This window comes from Indibacter alkaliphilus LW1, from assembly GCF_000295935.2.
GTDB classification, from domain to species: Bacteria; Bacteroidota; Bacteroidia; order Cytophagales; family Cyclobacteriaceae; genus Indibacter; species Indibacter alkaliphilus.
This window is the reverse complement of record NZ_ALWO02000027.1, coordinates 17,989-43,027: the sequence shown is the minus strand read 5'-3', so window position 1 is coordinate 43,027 and position 25,039 is coordinate 17,989. Positions and strand designations below refer to the sequence as shown.

The window sequence follows — 25,039 nt, the reverse complement described above, 5'->3', positions numbered from 1 at the left end:
ATTTTTACATAAGTATTCTTGGAAAGATCTTATTTGCACATGTTTGTCATATTTGCTAGCCTAGGAAATTCATAAATCACAATCAATTTTTTCCATGAAAGGAAGCTCCCTTTGAAAAGGAGTAGTACACTTGAGTTTAAAGAACGCCTCATGAAAAAATCCCCAATCAGCAATGCTAAGAGGGGATTATATACAAGAAACCCTATCAATCTATCAACTAAACTGTCTTATATACAAATTTTTAATTCAGGTACCAATCCCGATAACGGACCAAAGCTTCAACAAAATAATAATCTGCATAAGTAAGAGGGACATCAACCTCTGAATTTGCTTTAAAATGCCCTACAGAGTATTTTAATAAAAAACCTCCTTCTTCATCACCTTTTGCCCGGTATTGGTCGGAGACAAGATTCTTTAAAATAAGCTCAGCTTTTTTGACAAAATCAGCAGACCTTTTTTCACTGGAATATTTGGCCAGTTCCAAAAGTGCTGAAGCATTGATGGCGGCTGCAGAAACATCCCTGTGCATTTGTTCCTCTTCTGTTATATCAAAATCCCAGTATGGAATCAGATCTTCAGGCAGATTTGGATGATTGAAGATAAAGTCAGCAATACCAATGGCCTGTTCAAGGTATTTTTCATCCTTTGTAAGTCTGTACATGACTGTATATCCATACAAAGCCCAAGATTGTCCTCTGGCCCAAGATGAATTATCATGTAGACCTTGAGCTGTCTCTTTGCCAATAACCTCTCCTGTCCTAGGGTCATAATCAATCACATGATAACTGCTGAAATCATCCCTGAAATGGTTTTTGATGGTGTTGTCTGCATGAGTAATAGATAAGTCTCTGAACTTACTATTTCCAGAGTACTCACTCGCCCAAAACAAAAACTCCAGATTCATCATGTTATCTATAATGACCGGAAACTTCCAATTACCATGATCCCAAGACCTTATCACTCCTGCAGATTCATTAAATCTGGAAGATAGTGACTCAGCACCTGTCAGCATGATTTGCTTAAACCTTTCATTAGGCCTAAGTCTTTCTGCATGTCCAAAACTGCAATAGAGCATAAAACCCAGATCATGGGTACCCTTATTGTGCTTTTCTTTTTCAAGTATTTCAAGTTTATCCATACCCAAATCCAAAAGCTCTTGTTCTCCGGTAAGCTCATATAGGTAAAACAAAGTCCCAGGGAAGAACCCAGAAGTCCACCAGGATGTAGATGATGTTTCCCATTCATTTTTATCACTGTAATAAGTTTTGGGCATCCTGTCCTTTGGGGTCTTGGCATATAGTATTTTATATTGCTCTGCCGCTAATTTCGCCTCCCTTTCAATTAGTCTTTTCCAATCATCTTCCTGGTTTATATTGGTAAATGAAAGCAGACTGATGACAATAATCAAAAGTGAATAATTCAGATATTTAGATTTCATGGTTTTTGAGTTAATGTTACTTTAGGTTGATTTCTCAGTCTCTTTGCAAAATCATTCAGGTATGTCTCCCACATTTCAATATCAGTGATTTCACCAGCCTGATCCCACGCAAAACCTGCATAGAAAGTAACTTTATTTTGCTCTGTTTTTATATTGGCTAGTAATTGACTCTGATCTCTATGAGTGGAAATGTGTTTAAGATAATTCTCCACTTCTTGAGGTGTTAAAATAGCGGTACCAAGATGGGTGCCTTCCATGGGTTCCCACACCGCATAAATACCATTAGACTGGTTTACAATTGTAGTCCCTTTATTTTCATGGAGTGTAATCCCTGCAGTTAGGTAGGGTAATGTCCCAGTATTTTCACAAACTGCTTCTACCTCATATCTGGAAAGATGACTACCTAAATCAAGACTTATAGTTTTGGTTTCCGAAACAAGCCTATCTCCTACCTGATATGGCTCGTAGTAAAGTTTAAAGACTGTCCTGACAGGTCCCTCAGCAATTTGCTCGTATCGGATAAAATTTTCAGAAGCATAAAGCGTGTCTTTGTCCCAAAATCCAGTACCTCCGACACCTCTGCTTGTGCCGACATGATAATAATCGGCACCCTCTCCATCATCTTCGTGATAGGTTCCTTTTGTTTGTAGTTCCTTATGATACCATTTATCAATAATGGGATATTTGACTTTTTTATGCCAGACGTCGATTCCGGAAGATAATGTGCCACCACTTCTTCCCTCTATTACCCTCTTTTTGGCATCTGGCCCAAAAGTCCTGAAAGCCACCTTATCATTTTCCCAAGCAAAATCATCTGTGCGTTCAGGAACAAACCTAGCAAAAGTTCTTTCCTCCGGGTTTCCTGGCTTGGTATTGGATCGAGTGATTGATAGCGTTCGAGACTTACCTCCTTTTAATTCAATTGCCAGTAGTAATTCATCTTCCAGCCATTGGTATAAAACCAGTTCACCACTTTCCACATCCAAAACCTCAAGGTTTTCTTTAGAATAAGCCTGTAGGATTTCGGGGAAATCTCTTTCATTTAAGCCAATTACAGCCATGGGATGATCCACATCAGAACTGATTGTTATGACGGCCTTATTTTCTCTGTCCGAACAAGCGGTCAAAATGATAGCCATTCCGAACAGAGCAATTAGTCGCTTTAATTTCATCTTTTAATTATTGATTTATCATTTTAAAGGACAGCTCGCTTTTAGGGGGAAAACCATAAATTCAAAGGTTAATTTTTTCAGTTGAACCTTTTCTCCATTTTGAAAAGATACATAATCCGAGCAAAGCCTTATCTATAACTTTTTAAGCAAGAAAATAAGTCCCCACTCCCAGTCTGACAGCAGATTGGTCACGTTGAGAGTGAGGACTTGAAAATTTACCAGTTTGGATTTTGTTCCAAGCTTGGGTTCAGGCCGAGTTCATTTATTGGCAGCGGCCATAAATAATCTCTGGAAGGATTAAAACTTCTGTTCTCCGCCCTTTGTAATACTATATAGTTATCTTCATTTACCTCAGGTGTAACAGCAGATCCGAACTCTTCTTCGAAATAATAATTTCCCAAAACTGCTTTCGGAAGTTCAACCTCAGCAATTTTCCATCTAATCAAATCCCAATATCTGAAGCCTTCCAAGGCCAGCTCTACCCTTCTCTCTCTTCTTATTTCTTCCAATAAGTCAAGGTCATTCTGGGCAGCGAAAGCTATTGTCAAATGGGATATTCCTGCCCTTGTTCTTAACCTGTTGATCGTAATGTCGAGATCCTCATCAGAAATGGTTCCTTCAAGCTCAAATTTAGCTTCAACATAATTCAGTAAGACCTCTGCATACCTAATGATGGTATAGTCTATAAAAGACCTTGAGTTTTGCCAATCCGTGATATTGGCATACCTGCGGTTGGCATAACCTGTCCTCTGGAATGAAAGGTTAGGTACATTGAATGTTGGCTGTGTCGCTATGTATGAATCCCCTTGTTTAAATAAGGTAGCCAACATTCTTTGATCCCTGTCCTCAAAATCCTCAAGGATGCTTGAAGGCTTTTTGTAAAGAGGTGATTTATTGATTGGAAGGCCATCTACCATAAGATAAGAATCGACCAGCGCTTTTGTAGGATTGGCGGCTCCAGTTTCCAAAGTTCGTTGCGCATTATGGAACAAGACACTTTCAGCTATAGAAACTCCATATTGTCTTACCAGAATGTTTTCCCGGTTTGAAGGGCCTTCACCACCGTATTGGTACAAATCAAAGTATGAATGGAAAAGGTCATGTTCTCCGGACTCCATACATGCCTTAGCCGCAGAAACTGCAATATTGAGGTGCTTATTGGCATCCCCTTTCTGATGGTATTTAGCAAATGTTCCTTCAAATAATGCTACTCTGGACTTGAATGCCATAGCAGCAGTAGAAGATATTCTTCCATAACCTGATGCTCCAAGTCTTGAAGGTGATCTCAAACTAGTTATGGCAAAATCAAGATCATCATAGATCGTATTAACAATATTTTCTCTTGAATCTGCGGGAGCAAAGAGTTTTTCATCATTTTCAGTTAGGGTGGTGAGTATCAAAGGAACATTTCCATAACGCTGGACCAAGTTGAAATATGCCCATGCCCTGAAGAATCTAGCTTCGCCAATATACAAGTCAACTGTCTCTTGATCCACCCCTGTTTCAAGAGCATTGGGTGCTTTTTCCATGATATTATTGGCTGCCCTGATCAGATTGTAATTGTTATTATAGTTCCCGTCTGTAGCTGGAGGGAGCCTTGTCCCGTCACTAATCGGATTTGGCCCAATTGCAAATGCGTCGTCTGACCATACATCACTTGTGACCGGTAAACCCGGCAAAAATGTATAAAGATAATTTGCAGCCATCCTTAGGTCATTTTCGCTCCTCCAGAATGTTGGGTCTGTTATCTGGGTTTCAGGTAGCCTTTCCACATCACAGGCATAAAACCCAAAAGTCAAAATGAAGACCAATGGAAGTATTTTATATTGAATTTTCATAATTAGATTCATTTTTTAGTTTCACTTAGAAAGTCAGATTGATACCTCCTGCAACGGTGCCAAAGAATGGATAATCTGCTCTGACATTGTTATTGTTTTCAGGGTCAAAGACACCATTAAATACCCCCATGCTTGTTCTGGTCCAGATATCCTGACCTGATACAAATATTCTCGCACGATTGATATTTGCTCTTTTAAGTAGTGAGGGAGAAAATGAGTAACCGACCTGAATGTTCTTCAGCCTGATATAACTACCATCAAGAACCCACCTGTCAGAAGGAAGGTAGTTGTGGAACCCATTCAAAAAGGGTCTAGGAAAAGCCGCATTGGGATTTTCAGGAGTCCAATAATCACTGTGATGCGCCATAGGCATAAACCAACCTTGCATCATTGGGGCCAGCATATCCCTAGTAGGAAGGAAGCTTCTTCTACCTACACCTTGGAAAAACACCACAAAATCAAAATTCTTGTAGTTTGCAGACAAATTGATACCAAAAAGCAGTCTCTCCTGATTCGTTCCCAAAAGTACCATATCTCCCGGATCTTCAGTGGTTCCCCTTCCAGGAGTTATTCTTTCATCCCCATCCTGATTGATGTACCGGATATCACCTACACCTGTATTATTATCCTGAAAAGGGGCATTCTGAACTTCTTCGATAGTACTGAAGTAACCCGGAGCAGTCTGATAGCCCCAGATTGTCCCCAATGGGTAGCCTTCTACTATATTATTTAATCCCAGCCCTACCACATTTCTTCCTGCAAATTCCATCAAAATGTTTTGATTGTCAGAAAGGTTTAGAGCTACATTATAGTTAAAATTCTCCCCTATTTTGTCCCTGTACCTTAATTCAAGTTCCCAGCCCCATGACTTCAAAACACCCTCGTTCACCCTAGGTGTACCTACACCAAAAGTCCCTGGTAACTGCAAAGGAGTAAGCATATTTCTATTATGCTTAATATAGTAATCAAAGCTAGCCTGAAGCTTATTGTCAAAGAATCCTAAATCCGTACCGAAATTAACCGTTTCAATATTTTCCCATGACAAGGTGCTGGAAGGAACTACATTCTGCCAAAAATAGGTGGCCCTCTGACCTGGAGCTCCCAAAATTAAATTTGAGTTTCGGGCCAATAGGCTCAAATAATCATAGAATCCAATTCCCAATGCACTACCAAGCCTACCCCAAGATGCTCTAAGCTTCAATTCTGAAAGAAATCCTAAATTATCCTGAAGGAAGTTCTCTCTATGAATATTCCAACCAATGGAAGCTGATGGAAAAACCTGAGTTCTCATTCCCGGAGCCAACCTTGAGCTTTCGTCACTTCTAACAGTTGCCTCCAAGAGGTATTTACCAGCATAGCTGTAATTCAGTCTGGCAAAAAAAGATTGGTTTGCATAGGTATTAATACTCTCATTGGTAATTCTTGAGTTTTCATCACTCAGGTTTAGGGATGGTAAATCATTGCTAATGAGATCTCTTGCCTGCGAAAATTGAGATGTGAACCTATAATCCTCATATTGATATCCACCTAGAAAGTGAATTTTATTTTTATCATTTATTTCGAGATCATAGTCTACCAAAAACTGGAAGCTGGTATTTAACAACAACTGGTTTGTGATTTCATACACATTGGGATTATTGAGGATAAAGGCAGGATCGTCGCCTCCCTTGTTCCAAAGATCTACCGTTCTTGCAAAGCGGTTGCGAGCTGTATTTCTATATTGTTGACCATATATTGCCCTAACTTGCAAACCCTTGACAAAATCTTTTGCAGTAGCTGTAAATACTCCATCAAAATCATTTCTGGTAGTATTATCGTATCCACCCTGACTAAGGATTGCATAAGCATTGTTTCCTGAAGTGCCTGCACCACCAAAAAGTCTTCCATCTGGCATAAAAATAGGGAACCTAGTTCTTGCCTGATATACCTGTTGAAGCAACCCGTAGCCTCCTGCACCGACAGATGGGGCTTCAGTATTGTGTCTTGAATAAGCTACTCTTGAGTCCAAACGGATGTGTTTAGTCAACTGGGAACCAAGATTAATCCTAACATTGTATCTATCAAAGCTATCCGGGCCAAGTTTAAATACACCTGCCTTTTCGAAATAACCTAAAGAAACCAAAAAATCGGTTCTATCATTCCCTCCCCTAGCGCTGAAATTATGAGTCTGCATAGGGGAATTTCTCCTTAATACCTGATTTCGGATACTTTGTTGGTTAAAAGTAATCCATCTGTTAGGGTCATTTGGATCTTCAACAAATTCCACCCCATCACGAATATACTGAAGAGCTTCGTCGTTATATTCAGGTGCCAGCCCCCTATTAGCACGGGCTAAATTAGAAAACTGGGCTTCTTCAAGTAGAGACATACGTTCAGGTATGTTCAGAGCCCATTCTGTTCCGATCATATTGGAGTACTCAAAAACGGTTTTACCTGATTGTCCGGCCTTGGTAGTGACCAAAATAACCCCTCCGGATGCCTGTGCACCATAGATGGCAGCTGCTGCTGCATCTTTAAGAACCGTTACCGATTCAATATCATTAGGGTTCAATGTCTGCATAGTGAAAAGCGGTGCAGGGACTCCATCTACCATCAGCAAAGGGTTGACATTTCCATTTGCAGAAGTTGCTCCCCTTACCTGAATATTGATACCCTCTGATCCTGGTTGCCCCGAGCTTCTGGTAATGTTCAATCCAGGTGTCGTACCCTGCAGGGCATTTGCCACGTTGGCTACTGGCCTGTTTTCCAAAAGCTCCTTTCCTACAGTAGACACTGCACCGGTAAGGTTAGCCTTTTGCTGTACTCCATAGCCGACTACAACCACCTCTCCTAAATCTGACATATCTTCATCCAGATTGACATTTATTTGAGTCTGATTTCCCACAAGAATCTCTCTTTTGGTATAGCCGATAAAGCTTATTTCCAATGTGGAATTTTCAGAACTTACTGTAAGACTAAAGCTCCCATCTAAATCAGTGATAGTTCCATTTGAGGTTCCTTTTTCTATCACATTTACACCTGGAATACCTTCTGAGGTATTGCTGTCACGAACAACCCCCTGCACTGTCCTTCCGGATTGAGCAGAGAGATCGCTTGGGTAATAGACGCCTAGCATGACCAGTAAGCCCAGCCAGCTAAGAAATTTGAAGTAATGTTTCATCATTTTAGGTTTTGTTTATTGTTATTGAATTAGGTTATAATCAAAGTTTTTTATGTCTGTAGAGAGCTTCCAGAAAATAGTAGTCAGCATAATTTAGTGGGACATCGATCTCCTCATTATGCGGTATACTACCTGTACAATGCTTAATAAGGAAATTGTGATTAGCTCCATTTTCAGCCAAGTACTTTTCTGAACTTAGGCTTTCTAGAATTTCTTCTGCCTTCTTTCTGTAGTCTATTGTTGAGAAATTGTCAAGTTGAAAAAGTGCGGATGCGACAATAGCAGCGGCAGAAGCATCTCTTGGTACTTCCGAAGATGGATAAAGACTCATGTCCCAGTGGGGAATATTATCTTCAGGAATATGTGTGTGATTCAGGTAATATTGAGCTATTTTCTCTGCGAGCTCAAGATACTTTTTATCGAAAGTAAAAGCATATACAGAGATGAAGCCATATAGCCCCCATGCCTGCCCTCTGGCCCAGCTGGAATCATCTGAGTACCCCTGCGCAGTCTGAAATGCAAGTGGCTTTCCGGTACTTGGATCAAAGTCTACCACATGGTAGGAGCTATAATCGTTTCTGAAAAAATTATCCATGGTGGTATTCGCATGCGCAATTGCCACCTCAGCATACTTGGAGTCACCAGTCCACTCTGAAAGGCGGAACAGCAATTCAAGATTCATCATATTGTCAATAATGACCGGGAATGACCAACCTCTTTGACTTTGCCATCCTCTGTCAATATCCCAAGACTGGATTGCCCCAACAGTAGGGTTGAACCTTTGAATAAGTGTATTCCCGGCATCCAAAAGAACATCAAGATCTTCAGACCTATTGTGCAGTCTGTAAGCATGCCCATATGAATTGTTAAAAATAAAACCCAGGTCATGTGAGCCAGAGAAAAACCTCATATCCGACAGCATGTCCTTGAAATATCTCGCATCTTCAGCCCATTTGTCATCCCTTGTCAACTCATACAAATACCAAAGACTCCCTGGAAAAAAACCAGCCGTCCAGTCAAAACCCTTGTAAATTGGCCTAATTATCCCATTTTCTACAGACCTTGGAATTTTCCCGTTCTCTTTTGCCCACCTAGTAAGCTGCTGGTATTGATTTGAAGCATGCCTTATGACATCTTCTTTAGGAACCTGAGCCCGGACTTTGAACTCAAACCAAGCACCTGTCATTATCAGTATAAAAAGTGAAAAAGACAGAACTTTAAAGTTGGGCCATTTTTTAATTGTTTTTTTTACTTCCATGTTGCTAAATTAATCGAGACCCAACTCCCCTATTTTATATTATTTAGCATAATAAATCCAAAATCGTCCTGAAGACGTAAGGCGTTAAAAAATGAGTCACAAAGCCTAAAAAGTCCCTTTTCGGGGCAATAATTATGGATTATATTGGAACAATAAAGTACGAAATTTGAAATCAGTTTACGGCAGAAGATTAACTTTGCATCATCAAATACAAGCAAACCGTTGGCTTAACACATTACATATAAAACCAATTTTGGTTAAAACGACAGTGTACAAAATATTTGCATTTCCCACACTATGAAGCTCCTCAAGTTTAAAAGCCAGTTTACTTTTATAGCTATTACCATTATTCTCACATTTGGGAATTTCGCTATAAAATCCCTTTTCGGTCAGGATGACAGATTAGCTTTTCAAAAAATTAGTGTAGAAGATGGGTTGAGTTCAAGCAATACGTTGTGCTTACATGTAGATCATTTTAATCGAATTTGGGTAGGCACTATGGACGGATTGAATTTATATGATGGGCAAAAAGTGAAAATTTTCCAACCTTCAGAGGTCAATCCAAACTCTCTTCTTGGCCATCATGTCAAAGATATTATTCAGAAAGAAAATACACTTTGGGTGCTTACAACCTCTGGAATAAGCTCTCTTGATCTTCATAACTTCAAATTCACCCAATATCCCATCGTTGGCGTGAGCGCATTAACCTCTTTCAATGATAAAATTATACTTTCCACAAATAATGGATTAAAAGAAATTGACGAGAAGGCAGGAATAATAAGAGACAATAATTTATTGCCAATAGAATACCAGAACATATCTGCATTTCATGAAAACAAAGAAGGATTGTTTACCTCTACTTTCAAACAGTGGGTCGTAATTTATGAAAAAGCTTCAGGGAAAATACGAAAAAAACATTTGCCCCAAATCGGAAATGTCAATAGTATCTATGAAAAAGACAGGACAATTTGGATAGCAAGTTATTCTGAAGGTTTATTTGAATTGGATGAAGACTTGAACATCGTAAGGCATTTCCATGAAAAAGCCGAAGGCCCATTAAAATTGGTCAATAACAGTGTTAGATCAGTTAAAATTGATTCTTCAGGCATGGTTTGGATAGGAACATTTTTAGGACTACACAATTATAACCCCCTTGAAAACAGAAACGACCTTTATATCCCTAAAACAGACAATGTAAAAGCTCTTTCACATCAATCTGTTTGGGATATTGTTGAAGACCATCAAAATTCCATTTGGGTGGCTACCTATTATGGCGGTGTAAATTTTACTAATAAATCCCAAAATTTATACAGGACTTTTGAGGGTAAACGGATTGCCAGTGAACAAAATGGAAAATATGTATTAGGTGAAATTCTGGAAGATGAAGAACAAAACCTTTGGATTGCAACAGAGGGAAATGGATTGGAATTTTACGATAAAAAAGAAGACCGCTTAAAAAATTACGGATGGTTTAATGATCCCGATTTCAATGGAAAAAACATTAAGTCTCTTTGGTTAGACAAGTCCAAAACGCTATACATCGGCACTCATGAGGGAGGATTGTTCAAACTGAATACGCAAACCTTAGCGTTAGACAAAATTCCAAATAAGGCTTTCTCTAGATTATCCATTAATGACATCAAACCAATTCAACAAAATCTGCTATTAGCCACATCAAGAGGTGTTAAACTTTTTTTACCCAGTACTGGGGAGTTTATTGATTTCTTTGAGGGTTGGGTTTCTGAAAATAAAATCCCTCCTGGATGTAACACCATCCTTGTTACAAAAGATAAAAAGGTTTGGATCGGAACTAAAAATGACGGGATTTTTGTAGCTGATTTATCTGAAAAAAAAATCAAACATTATTTCAAGCATAATTCCAATATTCATAGCAATGATATTTTCAAAATATACGAGGACAGTCAAAACCGAATTTGGATTGGCACTTATGGGGGTGGACTGAGTGTATATGATGTTTCAAAAGACTCCTTTAAGTCTTTTACCCAAGCTAGTCATAACCTGCCTAGCAACATCATTCATGGGATCCAAGAGACTAATTTTGATAACTTCTGGATAGGCACTAGCAAAGGATTACTTAGGTTTGACTTTGGCAAAGAGCTCTTTTACAAGTTCGACAAAAGTACAGGATTTCCGCTGTCAGAAATCAACCAGTCTTCCCTGTTTTTAACTTCACAGGCACAGGTTTTTGTAGGGGGAAATGAAGGCCTTGTATCCTTCGACGAAAAGTCCAGCCTAAAAAGAATCCCTATTGAAAAACCTTTTTTTTCTGAAATTTTGGTCAATAACAAAGCCTTATTTCCTGAACCTGGAGGAATCCTAGAAAAAGACATCTCAATAGTAGATAAGATCAACCTGAAGCCAATCCATACATCTTTGGCAATCAGCTTTACTTCAGGAAATCATCTCAGATCTTTCAAGAACAAATATGCCTATAAATTAAAGGGCTTTGACGAGGAGTGGGTTGAATCCAACAACCAAAATACAGCTTACTATACTAATCTATCCCCAGGGACATATAGCTTTATGGTGAGATCTATTGATCCTCAGTATCAGGATAATTATTTGGAAACATCCCTAAAACTTATAGTAGAGCCTCCCTTTTACAAAACTAATCTGGCCTATTTTCTATATGCAGTGGTAATAATTGTCCTTATGGCCATGATTAATTACATCTATTTGTACCGTACAAGGTTATTGGACCAATTGGAGCTGGAAAAGAAATCAAAAGAACAAATGGTTAAAGCTAACAACCAAAAACTAGAATTTTTCACGGACGTTTCTCATGAATTCATCACGCCTCTTTCAATCATAACGGGGACTCTGGAAGGTTTGATGGACAAAAAGCGTTTGCCAGACTCAGTATTCAACAGGATCCAGATTGCACATAAAAGCTCTGATAGATTAAAGAAACTTGCAAAGGAACTGCTGGATTTTAGAAAAATGGAAAATGGCCATTTTAATATCAAGGCGTATGACAACAATTTCAGTGAATTCCTACAAACAATCTTTAAATCTTATGAAAAAATAGCTGAGGACAAACATATCAGTTACACATTGAAAATCCCTGGAAAAAGTATTTACCTCACTTTTGACCCGGAACAACTTGAAAAAGTCCTGTTCAATCTACTATCAAATTCCTTCAAGCATATACCTGAGAGGGACGGAGAGATTTCTTTAGAATTAAAAGAATTCCAGACTCACATTGAGTTAAAAATAATGGATAATGGGCAAGGTATTCCTGAACAGGATGCCAACAAAATTTTTGATCGTTTTTACCAGATAGAGAATATTCATAAAAAAGACAAAATTTATGGTACAGGCATAGGTCTCGCACTATCCAAAGGCATTATTGATGCCCACCACGGAAAAATATGGGTGGAAAGTACAAGGGGAATGGGCTCTACTTTTCATATCAAACTTCATAAAGGGAAAAGTCATTTTGAATCCAAGCAACTTGTGGATGATCATCCGGGATTATATGTAAAGAAAGCTCTTCCATTAGTTTCTAATACAAGATTACATCCGGATAATGGCCCCAGCATTTTAAAGAATGCACCAACAATACTTCTAATAGATGACAGCGATGATTTCAGAATGCATATCCGGAGTTTTCTATATGAATATTTTTATATTATTGAAGCCTCCAATGGTCTGGACGGCTTTGAAAAAGCAATTCAGTTGCAACCTGACTTGATCATAAGCGACATTATAATGCCTATCATGACAGGTACTCAAATGCTTGACAAACTTAAACGGAATGTACAAACTGCACACATTCCTGTAATCCTTCTAACTGCAAAAATCGAAACAGAGATGCGGATAGAAGGCCTAGAACATGGAGCTGACGACTATATGGCCAAGCCTGTCAACCCAAAAGTCCTGAAAACAAAAATCTTTAACATTCTCAACAACAGAAAACTTGTCCATGACAACCTAAAAGAAAAAAAGAAATTGAAAATCAAACAGGCTTCATTATCCAAGGAAGATTCTCAATTTATAAGCAAAGCAAAGAGAATTGTCGAGGAAAACATCCCCAATGAAAACTTCAATGTCGATGTAATGGCCCAGGAGCTTGGTATGAGCAGAACAAAGTTTTATGCAACATTGAAATCCACAACAAACAAAACACCCAATGACTTTATCCTTGACATCAAATTGAACAAAGCGGCCAAGCTAATTCTCAAACAGCCCAACAAGAGTATTGCCGACATCGCCAACCAAAGCGGTTTCAGCACTGCAAGGTATTTCAGTCAGTGTTTCAAAAACTATTTTGGAGTAAGCCCTTCACAATACTTCCAGTCAAAAAACAAAGATGAATTCAATGAATAGGAGAACTTTTTTAAAAGCAAGCCCGGCAGTTTTAGCCTTACCTAAGATTCACGCCGGACAGTTTAACATCACTCAGGAGGCACAGAAAGAGTCTGTTAGCAGATCATATTGGTTAGAAATGATGCTGAGAATTTGCACCCCTGTCCTTAACAATCTTGCAGAGAGAAATCTAAAGAGAAAAATGCCTGTTGAAACACCCTCCAATGTATATGGAGACCGAAGGGAATTCGCCCATCTTGAGGCTTTTGGAAGAACCTTGGCCGGTATAGGACCCTGGATGGCTTTAACAGATCTACCTGTCAATGAAAAAACCATTCAACAGGATATTTTATTAAAGACGGCATTAGGAATTGAAAATGCAACTGATCCAAAATCCAAAGACTTCATGAATTGGTCTTCCGGTACCCAGCCTTTGGTAGATGCGGCATTTTTAGTACATGGAATTTTAAGGAGCAAAGGAAGAATCTGGGATAGCCTTAGCATTAAGGCTAAAAATCAACTCATCGATGCATTGATGGAATTAAAAGTCAAAATTAAGCCATGGTATAATAATTGGCTATTATTTGGAGCAATGATTGATGCCTTTTTGTTTGAAATAGGAGAACAAGGAGACTTGATGAGAATGGATTTTGCCATCAAAAAACACCAAGAATGGTACTTGGGTGACGGCTGGTATGGTGACGGACAGGAATTTCACTTAGACTATTACAACGGCTATGTCATTCAATCAATGTTAGTGCAGGTATTGGAAACAGCGAAAAAGGTTAACCCAGCATATGAAAATGACTATAACCAGGCAGTAAAAATTATGACCCGACATGCATTTCAACAAGAAAGATTCATATCACCGGAAGGAACTTATCCTCCTTTGGGAAGATCAATCATATACAGAATAGGAGCTTTTCAGACCTTGGCAGATGCTGTCCTCCGTAATTATCTTCCTGATGATTTTTTAGGCCAAGTCAAAGGAGCTCTATCAGCTGTCTTATACCGTCAATTTGAAGCAGAAGGTACTTTTGACGCAGAAGGTTGGTTGAAAATTGGGTTCTGTGGCCACCAACCAGATATGGGAGACGAGTATATTTGCACTGGAAGCTTGTACTTGTGTTCAACTGGATTTCTTCCTTTGGGACTTCCCGAAAAGCATCTCTTTTGGAAAAACCCTGCTCAAGAATGGTCTTCAAAAAAAGCTTGGTCGGGTAAGGAAATTCCAAAAGACAAAGCGCTTAAGCTTTGATTCTTCGATATTGGTTTAAAAATCGAATTCCCTTTGTATCGAGAGAAGTCAGGTTTGCAGATAAAAAGTCTATGAAAACATTCCAGAACCCAAACTCACCGGACTAAATCAGGTAGAAAATGTATCAATTGCGCAATTGATTGCGCAAGATTAGATAATTTATATAAGAGCAAATAATTTGATTAAAGTAGATATTAGAATCATTATCTTTAATTATACTTTCTTTTCGTATTAAATATAATTAATATTGTGCAAACGATTACATTATGAATAATTATACTAGGTACTCAACACATCCGAATGATGTAAAGAATTATGGAACCGAAGAGTTACGAGAGCATTTCTTAATTGAAAACCTTTTCGAGCCTGAGCAAATAAAGCTGGTTTATTCACTCGAAGACAGGCTGATAATCGGTGGCATACAACTCAAACACAAAACTTTAATACTGGAAACCTTTGAGCAGTTAAAAAGTGAAGTCTTTCTGGAGAGAAGAGAAATAGGTCTGATAAATGTGGGGAAGTGGAAAGCAAATATCATGGTGGACAGTGAGTTGTATACTTTACTGCCAAAAGAGGCTCTTTATATTGGAAGAGGAATCCAGGAAGTCAAATTTCTACCCAATGAAGAAGGGGAAACAAAACTATATTTCAATTCAGCACCTGCACACTGTAGTTATCCTACAAAAAAAGTGACTAAAGAAGATGCTGAGGTGGTAGAGCTTGGAAGCATGGAAAATGCCAATAAAAGAACAATATATAAACTCCTAGTCAATTCTGTAGTTACAACTTGCCAGCTACAAATGGGAATGACTGAATTGCATCCAGGCTCCGTGTGGAACACCATGCCTGCACATACCCACGACAGGAGAATGGAAGCCTATTTTTACTTTGATCTTGAAGAAGGACAGACTGTTTGCCATTTTATGGGACAACCACAAGAAACAAGGCATATCTGGCTGCAAGGTGAACAGGCTGTGATTTCTCCTCCATGGTCTATACACAGCGGCGTTGGGACCTCAAACTATACCTTTATCTGGGGCATGGCCGGAGAAAATCTTGACTACGGAGACATGGACAGCATCAAACCAAAAGACCTCAAATGAAAAATTTATTCGACCTCAGTGGAAAGGTAGCTCTGGTAACCGGCGCAACGCATGGACTAGGTATGGCTATGGCAAGTGCTCTTGCCAAAAATGGGGCTACCTTGATTGTGAATGGCCACACGCCCTCCAAGATGGAAAAGGCTTTAAAGACTTATCAGGACAATGGAATAAATACTAAGGGATTCCTATTTAATGTCACCAACGAAACCGAAGTAGATCAATCCATAACTGAAATTGAAAATACAATTGGACCTATTGATATTCTTGTAAATAATGCCGGGATGATCAAAAGAGTCCCTGCCCTTGAGATGGATATTTCAGAATTCAGACAAGTTGTTGATGTGGATCTGGTGTCTCCGTTTATCATGTCTAAGAGAGTAGCCAAAACAATGGTTGAAAGAGGAGGCGGAAAAATAATCAATATCTGCTCAATGATGAGTGAATTGGGAAGAGACACTGTATCTGCATATGCTGCTGCAAAAGGCGGTTTAAAAATGCTTACCCGAAATCTTGCCACAGAATGGGCAAAATATAACATTCAGGTAAACGGTATCGGTCCTGGCTATTTTGCCACAGAGCAGACAGCTCCAATCCGCGTAGATGGTAATCCACTCAATGAATTCATCATCCAAAGAACCCCGGCGGGAAAGTGGGGGGATCCCGAAGACCTGGCCGGAACAACGGTTTTTTTATCTTCAAAGGCTAGTGATTTCATCAATGGACAAATAATCTATGTAGATGGTGGTATATTGGCCACGATCGGAAAGCCACTTGAAAATGACAAGAAATGATAAAACTACCATTCAGGATATAGCCAAAAGACTAAATACAACTGCTGCGACTGTTTCCAGGGCATTAAATGACCATCCCAGAATCAGTAAAGCTACAAAGGAGGCTGTAAAAAAAATGGCATTTGAGCTCAACTATCAGCCCAATAACATCGCCTCTGCATTAAGGAGTGGAAAAAGCAAACTTATTGGGGTAATTGTACCAACTGCAAACAGGGCTTTCTTTTCCACAGTTGTAAGGGGAATAGAAGAAGTCGCAATACAGCATAATTATAGGGTTATTATCAGTCAGTCCTATGATGATCCGAAAAAAGAAGAAGAAACTATTGATGCCCTTTTCAGTGCAAGAGTTGATGGAATTATAGCATCTACCGGTAAAAAGACCTTGGTTTTTGATCATTACCGAAAAGTAATTGAAAAGGGAATTCCTTTGATACTTTTTGACAGAGGAAACCCTGAACTGAAGGTGAGCCAAGTCCTTATAGATGATTACCAGGGAGCATATCAGGCCGTAAAACATCTAATAGAACAAGGTTGCAAAAGGATTGCTCACTTTACCAGTGTCAATAAGATAAGCATCTATAAAGATAGGTTGCGGGGATACACTGATGCTTTAAGAGATGCAGGAATCGATATTCAAGAAGAACTGATTATTGAAAGTGACCTTCAGTTAGAAGATGGGAGAATATGTATGGAGCAATTACTTGCATTAAAGCAGAGGCCTGATGCCGTATTTTCCTCCAGTGATTACGGCGCGATGGGTGCTATGCAGGTATTGAAAGAAAATGAAATAAACATTCCTGAAGAAGTCGCATTGGTAGGTTTCAGCAATGAACCTTTCACCTCCTACACAGACCCACCACTTTCATCAGTAGATCAGACCAGTATTTCCATGGGCAGAATCACAGCTAAAGCCTTTTTTGATCAATTAAACGCAGACAAGTCTGATTTCACTCCCCAAAAGACCATCCTTTCACCACAATTAATCATAAGAGGATCCTCTCAAAAAAAGTGAGTTTCCAATGTTCGAAAAGCTTGACTCCAAAAAAACAACTTTGGCTGCACTTTTCATATTCCCATTTCTAACTATTTTCAACTGCTTTATATTAACTAAAGACCGAAAGAATATCTTCACCCCTACTCTACTCCATTCCAGAATGTGTAGATTTGTAGATGGACAAGTCAAACCAAAAAAGCAAGTTACTACCCATCCTTGACATCGAAAATTTTCGGACCAACAACCTTGAAGGCCTCTGTATTTTAGATCACAGTATTGAAGGAAAAAGTAAAATTGATCCACCCCATAAACACAATTTTTTTCTTTTCTTCCTCATTGAAAAAGGAAGCGGTTACCAAAAAGCCCTTTCAACCATGAAAAAGATGAATCGCTTCTCCCTTTTACTTTTTTGTTTATTTGTCTTTTGTCATGTTTCATGTCAACAAGATAGAGACCTACTAGAAATTGAAGATCCAATTGAACAGGTTTCTTCCCAATACGGAACACCATTTCAGAACGTACCTGAGACGGAAGACATTATCATGTATGAAGTCAATCCATTGGTTTTTAGTTCTCAGGGAAACCTGAACGGGGTCACCGAAAGGCTGGATGAAATCAAGGCTTTGGGAGTAAATGTAGTTTGGCTAATGCCCATACATCCAATCGGAGAAGAAAGAGGTATCGGATCCCCCTATTCCATTAAAGACTTCTATGGGATCAACCCTGCATACGGGACCTTAGAAGACTTGAGGAAGTTGGTTCAGGAAGCCCACAGCAGGGACATGGCAGTAATTATGGACCTGGTAGCCAACCATACTTCATGGGATAATCCTTGGATTACTAAAAACAGGTCCTGGTATGAACAGACTGAACAAGGTGAAATCAAATTCCCCCAAAACTGGACTGATGTTGCCCAGCTGGATTACACTAATCCATCATTAAGAGAAGAAATGAAAAAGGTGATGGAATATTGGGTACTCGAAGCAAATATCGATGGGTATAGGTGTGATTATGCTGATGGTGTACCTGTGGATTTTTGGACGGAAGCGATCAGCAGTTTAAGATCAATTCCAGACCGTGAGATCATAATGTTTGCTGAAGGAGCTGAAAAAAGCTTATTCAATGCAGACTTTGATATGATTTTCGGCTGGAACTTTTACCACAGATTGAAAAACGTATTCACCGAAGAAAGGTCGGCCAATGGTATTTTCCAAGCGCATAATGAAGATTACAGTAACCTTAGGGAAGGTGCGCACTTTCTACGATTTACTACCAACCATGATGACAATGGATGGGATGCCACTCCATTGGAAATTTTCGGAGGGAGTAAAGGTGCATTAACTGCATATGCAACTACGGTTTTTATGGGCGGTATACCAATGATGTACAATGGGCAGGAAATTGATGTCCCTGATCAAATTCCATTTTTCTTCCCAAAGACTTACACCATAGATTGGTCAATCAATCCAGATGTTTTTGAGAAGTATTCTGAGATCAACAGGCTTAGAAACCAAAATCCGGCATTGAGGAAAGGTGAATTAAAGCGCCTTTCTGAAAGTGAAGACGTAATATCTTTCACCAGAACCCTTGGAGAAGATGTGTTTTTTCTTGTATTCAATTTAAGGGACAGGAATTCCAACTTCCTAATACCAGAAGAAATCAGCCAAATGGACTGGACTACAATTTATGGAGATGATGGGTCTTTTGGGAATGAAGCACTGGAACTTTCAGGGTTTGAATTTAAGATCTTTAAATCCAGCCTTGATTAAATCTGAATGTATCCAAAAACAAAATTCCGGAAGTAACATTTGGAACATCTGACATTCGCATCTATCATATTTTTAGCAAAAAAATTTTTAGTGAAAATAAGTGACAGGAGGCCAAGAAAGGTAAATGAAAGAAAACGATCCTTTTAAATATCCCTCTTTAGCCACCTGTTCACTTCAACAAACCAAGTCTATGATTTTCTTGCCACATCAGAAATTTCCAAACTTCTTCCTTTAGGCAAATCAGTCATTTTTCACTACTTCATAGCTGATCTCTCCTGGTACCTTCCAATCCATAGTAATGGTATAATTTCCATCTTCGGATATGGGAATGTCAGCACCATCCGGGTCCAGTATACCATCCAGACCGGTATCTCCATAATTGAAGGCCCAGTCTCCTGCTCTGAATTTAAAATTACCTTCAACCAGATCAATGGTAATAGTCAGCACGTTTTCATCAGAATCAAAATCCATAGGAGTATCTCCGTCCCATCCCAATGGAGTAGCGTCACCTATTATTCCCCACCTTCTTCTTGTTCCGATTTCATAGGTAAGGCTGTTCAGGTCAACCTTTAACCTAAATGTTCCGAAAGGTTCTGAAATCACAAAGTCAGGACCGTCTCTTTCCAGAGTACCGTTTGCCCCACCATAATTTATATCCCAGTTGGGCTCTTCAGTCACTTTGAAAGCTCCCGAACCTCCCAGGATATGCACATAACCTTCAAAGATATTATCATTATTTACTGAATAGATCACGGTATTTTCATTCTCGGGAGACCAACCTTGATAATCACCTGGCACAAACATTTTGGCAAATACCAATGCTTCGGAATATGGTGTAACTGAAATATTGGATACCGAAGAAAATACAGGCTCTACAGCATCTCCGACGCTGGCACGAACCCTGACATCCATCTGAATACTTTCATCAGGGTCATATCCTCTTCCTATCAACCTTTGGTTCAGGGAGGCTTCAGAAATACTTATATCCGAACCATTGGAGGTGCCCACGTCCAGAGGATTTTGGAACGAAGTGCCTGATTCAGCTAACTGAACGGTATAGCTCACTGCTGCGGAATACCCGAAATCTGCTGGATCAAAACTAAATACCAGATCCTGGGAACCTGTTTCTTCCGACAATACAATTGATTGCCCTGATGCCGGACTATTCAAAACCGGGATACCTGGATTATCTGAGATAACTGTCCTTTCTTCTTCTGTACAGCTCCATACTGCTACAGCTCCCAATAGAAGTAAGAATAATATATTAAGATTTTTCATAAGATTTCCCATTTGTTAATATCCTGGATTCTGTTGTAATGTTGGATTTGCTATCAGGTCTGCCTGTGGTAGTGGATAAAGGTCTCTGAATTCAGGAACAGATGTACCTTCAAAGACTCCACCTTTCCACTGCCATATATAGGCTCCACCTGTAAACCTGCCATAACGGATCAAATCCGTTCTTCTAGTAGCTTCCCATTTCAGTTCTCTGGCCCTTTCATCTAAGATAAAATCAAGGTTAAGGTCACCTGAAGAGATATTTCCCTCTGAATTCCCGTAAGCTCTTTCTCTTAAAGCATTGATATAATCGAGTGCCTGTGATTCGGTGCCTCCTGAGCCTCCACGGAGAACCGCTTCGGCATACATGAGATAAGCATCTGCCAATCGGAATAATGGAAAGTCCACACTGACATGGTCACTTACCGGACCGTCAGGCCTGTCTTCCGTGTCTCTGGTTATATTTCTGAATTTAAGGACTCCGTACCCATCCTGAAATGTGCTGATGGAAACAATATCAATCTGTTGTTCATCAGTATGAAACCAACCTCTGGCATCTGGGGTACCATCTGTTCCTGGATAAAGCCTTACGATTTCCGGTCTTGTCCGCATTCCCTGCCACCCCCCTGGAACACCAAAGCTGTAAAAGTTTCGCATGGTCCCTCCTATGGCTGCATTGACCAGGAAAGTTGCTCCACCCCAAGACATGGTACTTGCCTGATCAAATGATATGGGGAAAATGATCTCAGGAGACTGATCATTATCTGCAAAGAAAAGGTGGTTGTAATCCGGCTCTAGTGAGTATCCAGCATTTAACACTTCATTTAGCTGGGCAATTACCTCAGAATACCTTTGCTGGCCTGTATATACTTCTGCATTGAGGTACATTTTTGCCAAAAGCATTCTTGCCGCAGCCTGATCTGCTCTTGCATACTCATTCTGTCCGGCCGGCACTAGGTTGGGTATGACATCCAACAGTTCAGATTCAATGTAAGAAAACAGGTCTTGCCTATTGATCTGCTCAGGAAAGAAGGATCCAACGGCATCCTGCTCCGTGACGAATGGCACATTGCCAAATAAATCCAAAGCATGGTAATAGCTCAATGCCCTTAAAAACCTGGCTTCCTCTCTGTACAGTCTTGCTGTCTGCTGGTTGGCCTCAGAAATACCTCTGCTATCAAGGTTCTCATCACTTAGCTCCCTGATAAACTCATTGGCCAAGGTAATCTGATAGAAAATCCTATAATACATGGCAGCAATAAAGCCATTGTCTGAAGAGAAGGTAAGGGTATTCAAAGTAGGAAGCCCTTCATCGTTCCAGGATATTATGGCTTCATCGGTAGGCAATTCCTGCAACTTCCAAAAAGCCCTTAAATAAGTAGATGCTCCTTCATCCTGTCCACCTATATCCCCACGTCCATCAGGGCCCGATTGTCCACTGGTTGCAAGCCCTGCATACATCTTGGCCAATACCTGTATGTAGTTATCAAAATCCTGATAAACCTGAACTGAGGTAAACTCTCCGAAAGGTTCAAGGTCAAGATCTGTACATCCTCCGATGCCGAATATGGTCACCAGAAGTATTGCTGTCTTTTTGATAAATTTATTTTTCATTTTTTCTGTCTTTTTCATGAATCTTTAATTCAAATTAGATTTCATGTTTAAATCAAAAACCAAAGTTTACTCCGAAAGAGAATATCCTAGGAAAAGGGTAGAAATTATTGTCTATCCCTCCCGGAATTTCCGGATCTATTCCCGAATACCCAGTAATCACAAAGGCATTCTGTACCGTGGCATTCACCTGAAGGTTGACCCTTGAAGCGAAGACATTTCCGAAGTTATACCCGACGCTGATGTTTTCCATTCTCAAAAACGAGGCGTCTTCAAGGTAGTGGCTGGATCTCAGCCTGTAGTTTTGAAAATTCGTTTCCAAAACATCCGAAGTCATATTGATCAGATAATCAGGGAATCTTAGGCTTTGATAGGCACCATTCGCAGATCTGACATTATTGTATACTGTCTGACCTATATTGCCTCTTAGCACAAATCCAAAATCCCAATTCCTGTATCTAAGCTGGGAATTGAACCCGAAAAAATACCTTGGATCAGGGAATCCCCTTCTGATGAGATCCTGTTCATTGACTATTCCGTCCCCATTTTGATCCACATATACATTTTCCAGAGGAGCACCATCTGTTCCATATACCTGCTCCCATACATAAAATGAATTGGGCTGAAAGCCTACTGTCTGTACCTGGATCGTGTTGCCGGTTCCTCCTCCTATTGAACCAACAAGAATCCCAACTGCATCCTCTTCCACATTACTCAGGCTGAGGATATTCACCCTGTTGTAGGTGAAGTTGGCACCTATATCCCAATTAAGTTCATTTGTACGGACGACATTATACGTCAGACCTGCTTCAAAACCATAGCTTTCTATGTTCCCTACATTCGTGAAAAGCTGATTGGTAAGGTTGGTGCCTGCAGGAACAGGTATGACGGCAAGAAGGTCATTGGTCACCCGGTAATAATAATCCAGGCTACCATAAAACTTTCCATTAAAAAATTCATAATCCAATCCGGCATTGTAGGTTACGGTCTCTTCCCATTTGATGTTTCTATCATACCCTTCTGGCCTTAATGTGTTGAAGAAGTTATTCCCAAACCTGTACCTTGCCGCATCATCACTGAAGGTATATCTGGGAAGGAAAGGGAAAAAAGAGCCAATGTCCTGCTGACCTGTCACTCCATATCCCAACCTTAACTTCAGGTCTGTGATGGCGTTGTTGTTGATAAGAAAATCTTCCTCACTTACCCTCCATGCTGCTGCCACGGATGGAAAAACTCCCCATCTGTTTTCCTGGCTGAATCTTGAAGATCCATCTGTCCTTAGTGTCGCGGTGAGGAGATACCTATCTTTGAGGCTATAGTTAACCCTTCCAAAGAATGAAATAAGCCTATATTGGGGTCTGGTTTCCACTCCAGCCGGTTCAAGTACTGTGCCTGCTTCATTTATTCTTGGGAATGCCGGGTTTTCGATCAGGAAATCCTGCCATGAATACCCTGCAGTTGCATCGAGTCTACCTGCGCTCCCAAGGTCTTTCACATAGTTCAAGTAGAAATCTGCCAGTAGGTTTCTCTTATTTTGAGCATAGTCCAAGAGCGAACCGCCTTCATTTACACCTGCTGCGGATGAAGATGGTATGACTACCCTTCCCTCACTTTGACTAATGTCATATCCAAGGTTCAAGTTGGCCCGCAATCCATCAATAAATGGCAGGGCATAATCCAGTTGTAGGTTTCCTATACTTCTTTTTACTTCACCTCTGTCATCCCTTTGCTCCAGCAAACCAAGTGGATTTCTTGGAGCCAAGGTCTGAGGGGAGCCATCTTCATTTAACCATTCCCAATACCCTCCAAAACCTTCAGGATCATAAATGGGCTGTGTTGGGTCAAAAATTGCAGCTGCCCCTATAGCTCCCTGATCAGCAAATTGGCTGTAGGAATATGTACCTCTGACATTAAAGTTGATCTTCAACCTATCATCTAGCAATGAGGGTGTCAAGCTTAGGGCTGCCGTTGTCCTGTTTAGGTTATCTCTTCTTAGCACCCCGTTCTGTTCCAGGTTTCCTACAGAGAGTCTGTACGGGATATTGTTAATGGAACCACTCAAGCTTACATTATTGTCAATACTTATCGCATCCCTAAAGATTACATCCTGCCAGTTGCTACTTTCAGAGCCGATCAAAGCTTGTTGGGAAGGGGAAGCCTGTGCAGCTACCGCATCCCTATATTGATCAGCATTGAGGACATCTATGTTGTTGGCAATTTGGGAAACCGATACCAGAGAACTCACATTAAGACTGAGGTCCTGACCTTTTTTCCCTTTTCTTGTAGTGATCAAAATCACGCCATTGGAAGCCCTTGAACCGTAAATAGCCGTTGCAGAGGCATCTTTCAGAACATCAAAAGTTTCAATGTCATTTGGGTTGAGAAAACTTAATGGATTTGCTGCACCGGCCACTGAAGAATTGTCAAGCGGTACCCCATCAATGACAATCAATGGATCGTTATTGGCATTTAGAGAGGAGCCGCCCCGAATCCTTATCCTACCCCCAGCTCCCGGAGCTCCGGAATTGGGAGTAATCTGCACCCCGGCAATTTTTCCTGTTATGAGCTGTTCGGCATTAGTAACCTGTCCCACATTGAAATCTTCACGTGTCACTGAACCCACAGACCCAGTAATATCGGATTTCCTTTGCGTACCGTAGCCAATTACAACAATTTCATTCAGCTGGGCAGTTTCCGGATCCATGTTAACTGTAATGTCCGATTGGTTACCTACCCTAGCCTCCCTTCTCCCGTACCCTATAAAGGTGAATACGAGGATGTCTTCAGATGAATTTACATTGATGGAAAAAGCCCCGTCAATGTCTGTAATCACGCCTATGTCAGTTCCTTTAACAGTTACATTTACAAAGGGCATTTCTTCCCCTGAGTCACTGTCAAACACCTTACCTGTCACTGTCCTCTGCTGTGCACTCAGTTGCTGAGCAAACAGCGTCAGTAGCATGATTACTGCAATTTTGATGGCAGTAAAGTCTTTACGCATATTTTGTATATTTTAGGTTATTGTAATGATTGTATTCCATAC

The 25,039-nt window shown here is 40.1% G+C and carries 14 protein-coding genes; 6 read left to right on the top strand and 8 right to left on the bottom strand.

Annotation, left to right across the window (positions count from 1 at the left end; all coding sequences use genetic code 11):
* Positions 1 to 241: 241 nt before the first annotated feature.
* From A33Q_RS07390 to A33Q_RS07370, 5 genes are all read right to left on the bottom strand, one after another.
* On the bottom strand, positions 242 to 1,438 hold the full coding sequence (locus A33Q_RS07390) for a glycoside hydrolase family 88 protein (protein ID WP_009036273.1): 1,197 nt from the start codon (positions 1,436 to 1,438) through the stop codon (positions 242 to 244).
* A complete protein-coding gene (locus A33Q_RS07385; RefSeq protein WP_040490208.1) occupies positions 1,435 to 2,610 on the bottom strand; it encodes a DUF4861 family protein in 1,176 nt (391 codons plus the stop codon). The genes A33Q_RS07390 and A33Q_RS07385 overlap by 4 nt, the downstream gene beginning before the upstream one ends.
* A gap of 215 nt (positions 2,611 to 2,825) precedes the next feature.
* Complete coding sequence (locus A33Q_RS07380; protein ID WP_009036271.1) at positions 2,826 to 4,448, bottom strand: RagB/SusD family nutrient uptake outer membrane protein; 1,623 nt, start codon at positions 4,446 to 4,448, stop codon at positions 2,826 to 2,828.
* Positions 4,449 to 4,473: 25 nt separating this feature from the next.
* A complete protein-coding gene (locus A33Q_RS07375; RefSeq protein WP_009036270.1) occupies positions 4,474 to 7,611 on the bottom strand; it encodes a SusC/RagA family TonB-linked outer membrane protein in 3,138 nt (1,045 codons plus the stop codon).
* Between the two features lie 37 nt (positions 7,612 to 7,648).
* Positions 7,649 to 8,866, bottom strand: a complete 1,218-nt coding sequence (locus A33Q_RS07370; RefSeq protein WP_009036269.1) for a glycoside hydrolase family 88 protein — start codon at positions 8,864 to 8,866, stop codon at positions 7,649 to 7,651.
* Positions 8,867 to 9,163: 297 nt separating this feature from the next.
* Between A33Q_RS07370 and A33Q_RS07365 the strand changes: the two genes are divergently transcribed.
* The 6 genes from A33Q_RS07365 (at position 9,164) to A33Q_RS07340 (ending at position 19,110) form a co-directional block, all read left to right on the top strand.
* A complete protein-coding gene (locus A33Q_RS07365) occupies positions 9,164 to 13,216 on the top strand; it encodes a hybrid sensor histidine kinase/response regulator transcription factor (RefSeq protein WP_016254867.1) in 4,053 nt (1,350 codons plus the stop codon).
* Entirely contained in the window at positions 13,209 to 14,453 is a 1,245-nt protein-coding gene (locus tag A33Q_RS07360; protein ID WP_016254866.1) for a DUF2264 domain-containing protein, read from the top strand. Before A33Q_RS07365 ends, A33Q_RS07360 begins: the two co-directional genes overlap by 8 nt.
* A gap of 266 nt (positions 14,454 to 14,719) precedes the next feature.
* Positions 14,720 to 15,556, top strand: coding sequence for a 5-dehydro-4-deoxy-D-glucuronate isomerase (kduI, locus tag A33Q_RS07355; RefSeq protein ID WP_009036298.1), 837 nt, complete (start codon positions 14,720 to 14,722; stop codon positions 15,554 to 15,556).
* Positions 15,553 to 16,347: a gluconate 5-dehydrogenase gene (locus A33Q_RS07350; RefSeq protein WP_009036299.1), complete on the top strand. Its 795-nt coding sequence runs from the start codon at positions 15,553 to 15,555 to the stop codon at positions 16,345 to 16,347. The genes kduI and A33Q_RS07350 overlap by 4 nt, the downstream gene beginning before the upstream one ends.
* Positions 16,334 to 17,359, top strand: a complete 1,026-nt coding sequence (locus A33Q_RS07345; RefSeq protein ID WP_009036300.1) for a LacI family DNA-binding transcriptional regulator — start codon at positions 16,334 to 16,336, stop codon at positions 17,357 to 17,359. The genes A33Q_RS07350 and A33Q_RS07345 overlap by 14 nt, the downstream gene beginning before the upstream one ends.
* Before the next feature lie 356 nt (positions 17,360 to 17,715).
* The gene (locus tag A33Q_RS07340; protein ID WP_160169343.1) at positions 17,716 to 19,110 is read left to right on the top strand and encodes an alpha-amylase family glycosyl hydrolase; all 1,395 of its coding nucleotides are present in this window, start codon (positions 17,716 to 17,718) and stop codon (positions 19,108 to 19,110) included.
* 240 nt (positions 19,111 to 19,350) lie between these two features.
* On the opposite strand, the gene A33Q_RS07335 is transcribed toward A33Q_RS07340, so the two are convergent.
* The 3 genes from A33Q_RS07335 to A33Q_RS07325 are packed head-to-tail and all read right to left on the bottom strand — an operon-like array spanning position 19,351 to position 24,997.
* Positions 19,351 to 20,388 (bottom strand): SusE domain-containing protein, encoded by a 1,038-nt coding sequence (locus tag A33Q_RS07335; RefSeq protein WP_009036302.1) that lies wholly within the window; start codon positions 20,386 to 20,388, stop codon positions 19,351 to 19,353.
* Positions 20,389 to 20,403: 15 nt separating this feature from the next.
* Complete coding sequence (locus tag A33Q_RS07330) at positions 20,404 to 22,017, bottom strand: RagB/SusD family nutrient uptake outer membrane protein (RefSeq protein WP_009036303.1); 1,614 nt, start codon at positions 22,015 to 22,017, stop codon at positions 20,404 to 20,406.
* A gap of 34 nt (positions 22,018 to 22,051) precedes the next feature.
* On the bottom strand, positions 22,052 to 24,997 hold the full coding sequence (locus A33Q_RS07325) for a SusC/RagA family TonB-linked outer membrane protein (RefSeq protein ID WP_009036304.1): 2,946 nt from the start codon (positions 24,995 to 24,997) through the stop codon (positions 22,052 to 22,054).
* Positions 24,998 to 25,039 lie beyond the last annotated feature (42 nt).

Coding starts and splice junctions, on each gene's coding strand:
- A33Q_RS07365 (WP_016254867.1), top strand. CDS start 9,164: ATGAAGCTCCTCAAGTTTAAAAGCCAGTTTACTTTTATAGCTATTACC.
- A33Q_RS07360 (WP_016254866.1), top strand. CDS start 13,209: ATGAATAGGAGAACTTTTTTAAAAGCAAGCCCGGCAGTTTTAGCCTTA.
- A33Q_RS07350 (WP_009036299.1), top strand. CDS start 15,553: ATGAAAAATTTATTCGACCTCAGTGGAAAGGTAGCTCTGGTAACCGGC.
- A33Q_RS07340 (WP_160169343.1), top strand. CDS start 17,716: ATGAAAAAGATGAATCGCTTCTCCCTTTTACTTTTTTGTTTATTTGTC.
- A33Q_RS07345 (WP_009036300.1), top strand. CDS start 16,334: ATGACAAGAAATGATAAAACTACCATTCAGGATATAGCCAAAAGACTA.
- A33Q_RS07370 (WP_009036269.1), bottom strand. CDS start 8,866: ATGGAAGTAAAAAAAACAATTAAAAAATGGCCCAACTTTAAAGTTCTG.
- kduI (WP_009036298.1), top strand. CDS start 14,720: ATGAATAATTATACTAGGTACTCAACACATCCGAATGATGTAAAGAAT.
- A33Q_RS07335 (WP_009036302.1), bottom strand. CDS start 20,388: ATGAAAAATCTTAATATATTATTCTTACTTCTATTGGGAGCTGTAGCA.
- A33Q_RS07375 (WP_009036270.1), bottom strand. CDS start 7,611: ATGATGAAACATTACTTCAAATTTCTTAGCTGGCTGGGCTTACTGGTC.
- A33Q_RS07390 (WP_009036273.1), bottom strand. CDS start 1,438: ATGAAATCTAAATATCTGAATTATTCACTTTTGATTATTGTCATCAGT.
- A33Q_RS07380 (WP_009036271.1), bottom strand. CDS start 4,448: ATGAAAATTCAATATAAAATACTTCCATTGGTCTTCATTTTGACTTTT.
- A33Q_RS07325 (WP_009036304.1), bottom strand. CDS start 24,997: ATGCGTAAAGACTTTACTGCCATCAAAATTGCAGTAATCATGCTACTG.
- A33Q_RS07330 (WP_009036303.1), bottom strand. CDS start 22,017: ATGAAAAAGACAGAAAAAATGAAAAATAAATTTATCAAAAAGACAGCA.
- A33Q_RS07385 (WP_040490208.1), bottom strand. CDS start 2,610: ATGAAATTAAAGCGACTAATTGCTCTGTTCGGAATGGCTATCATTTTG.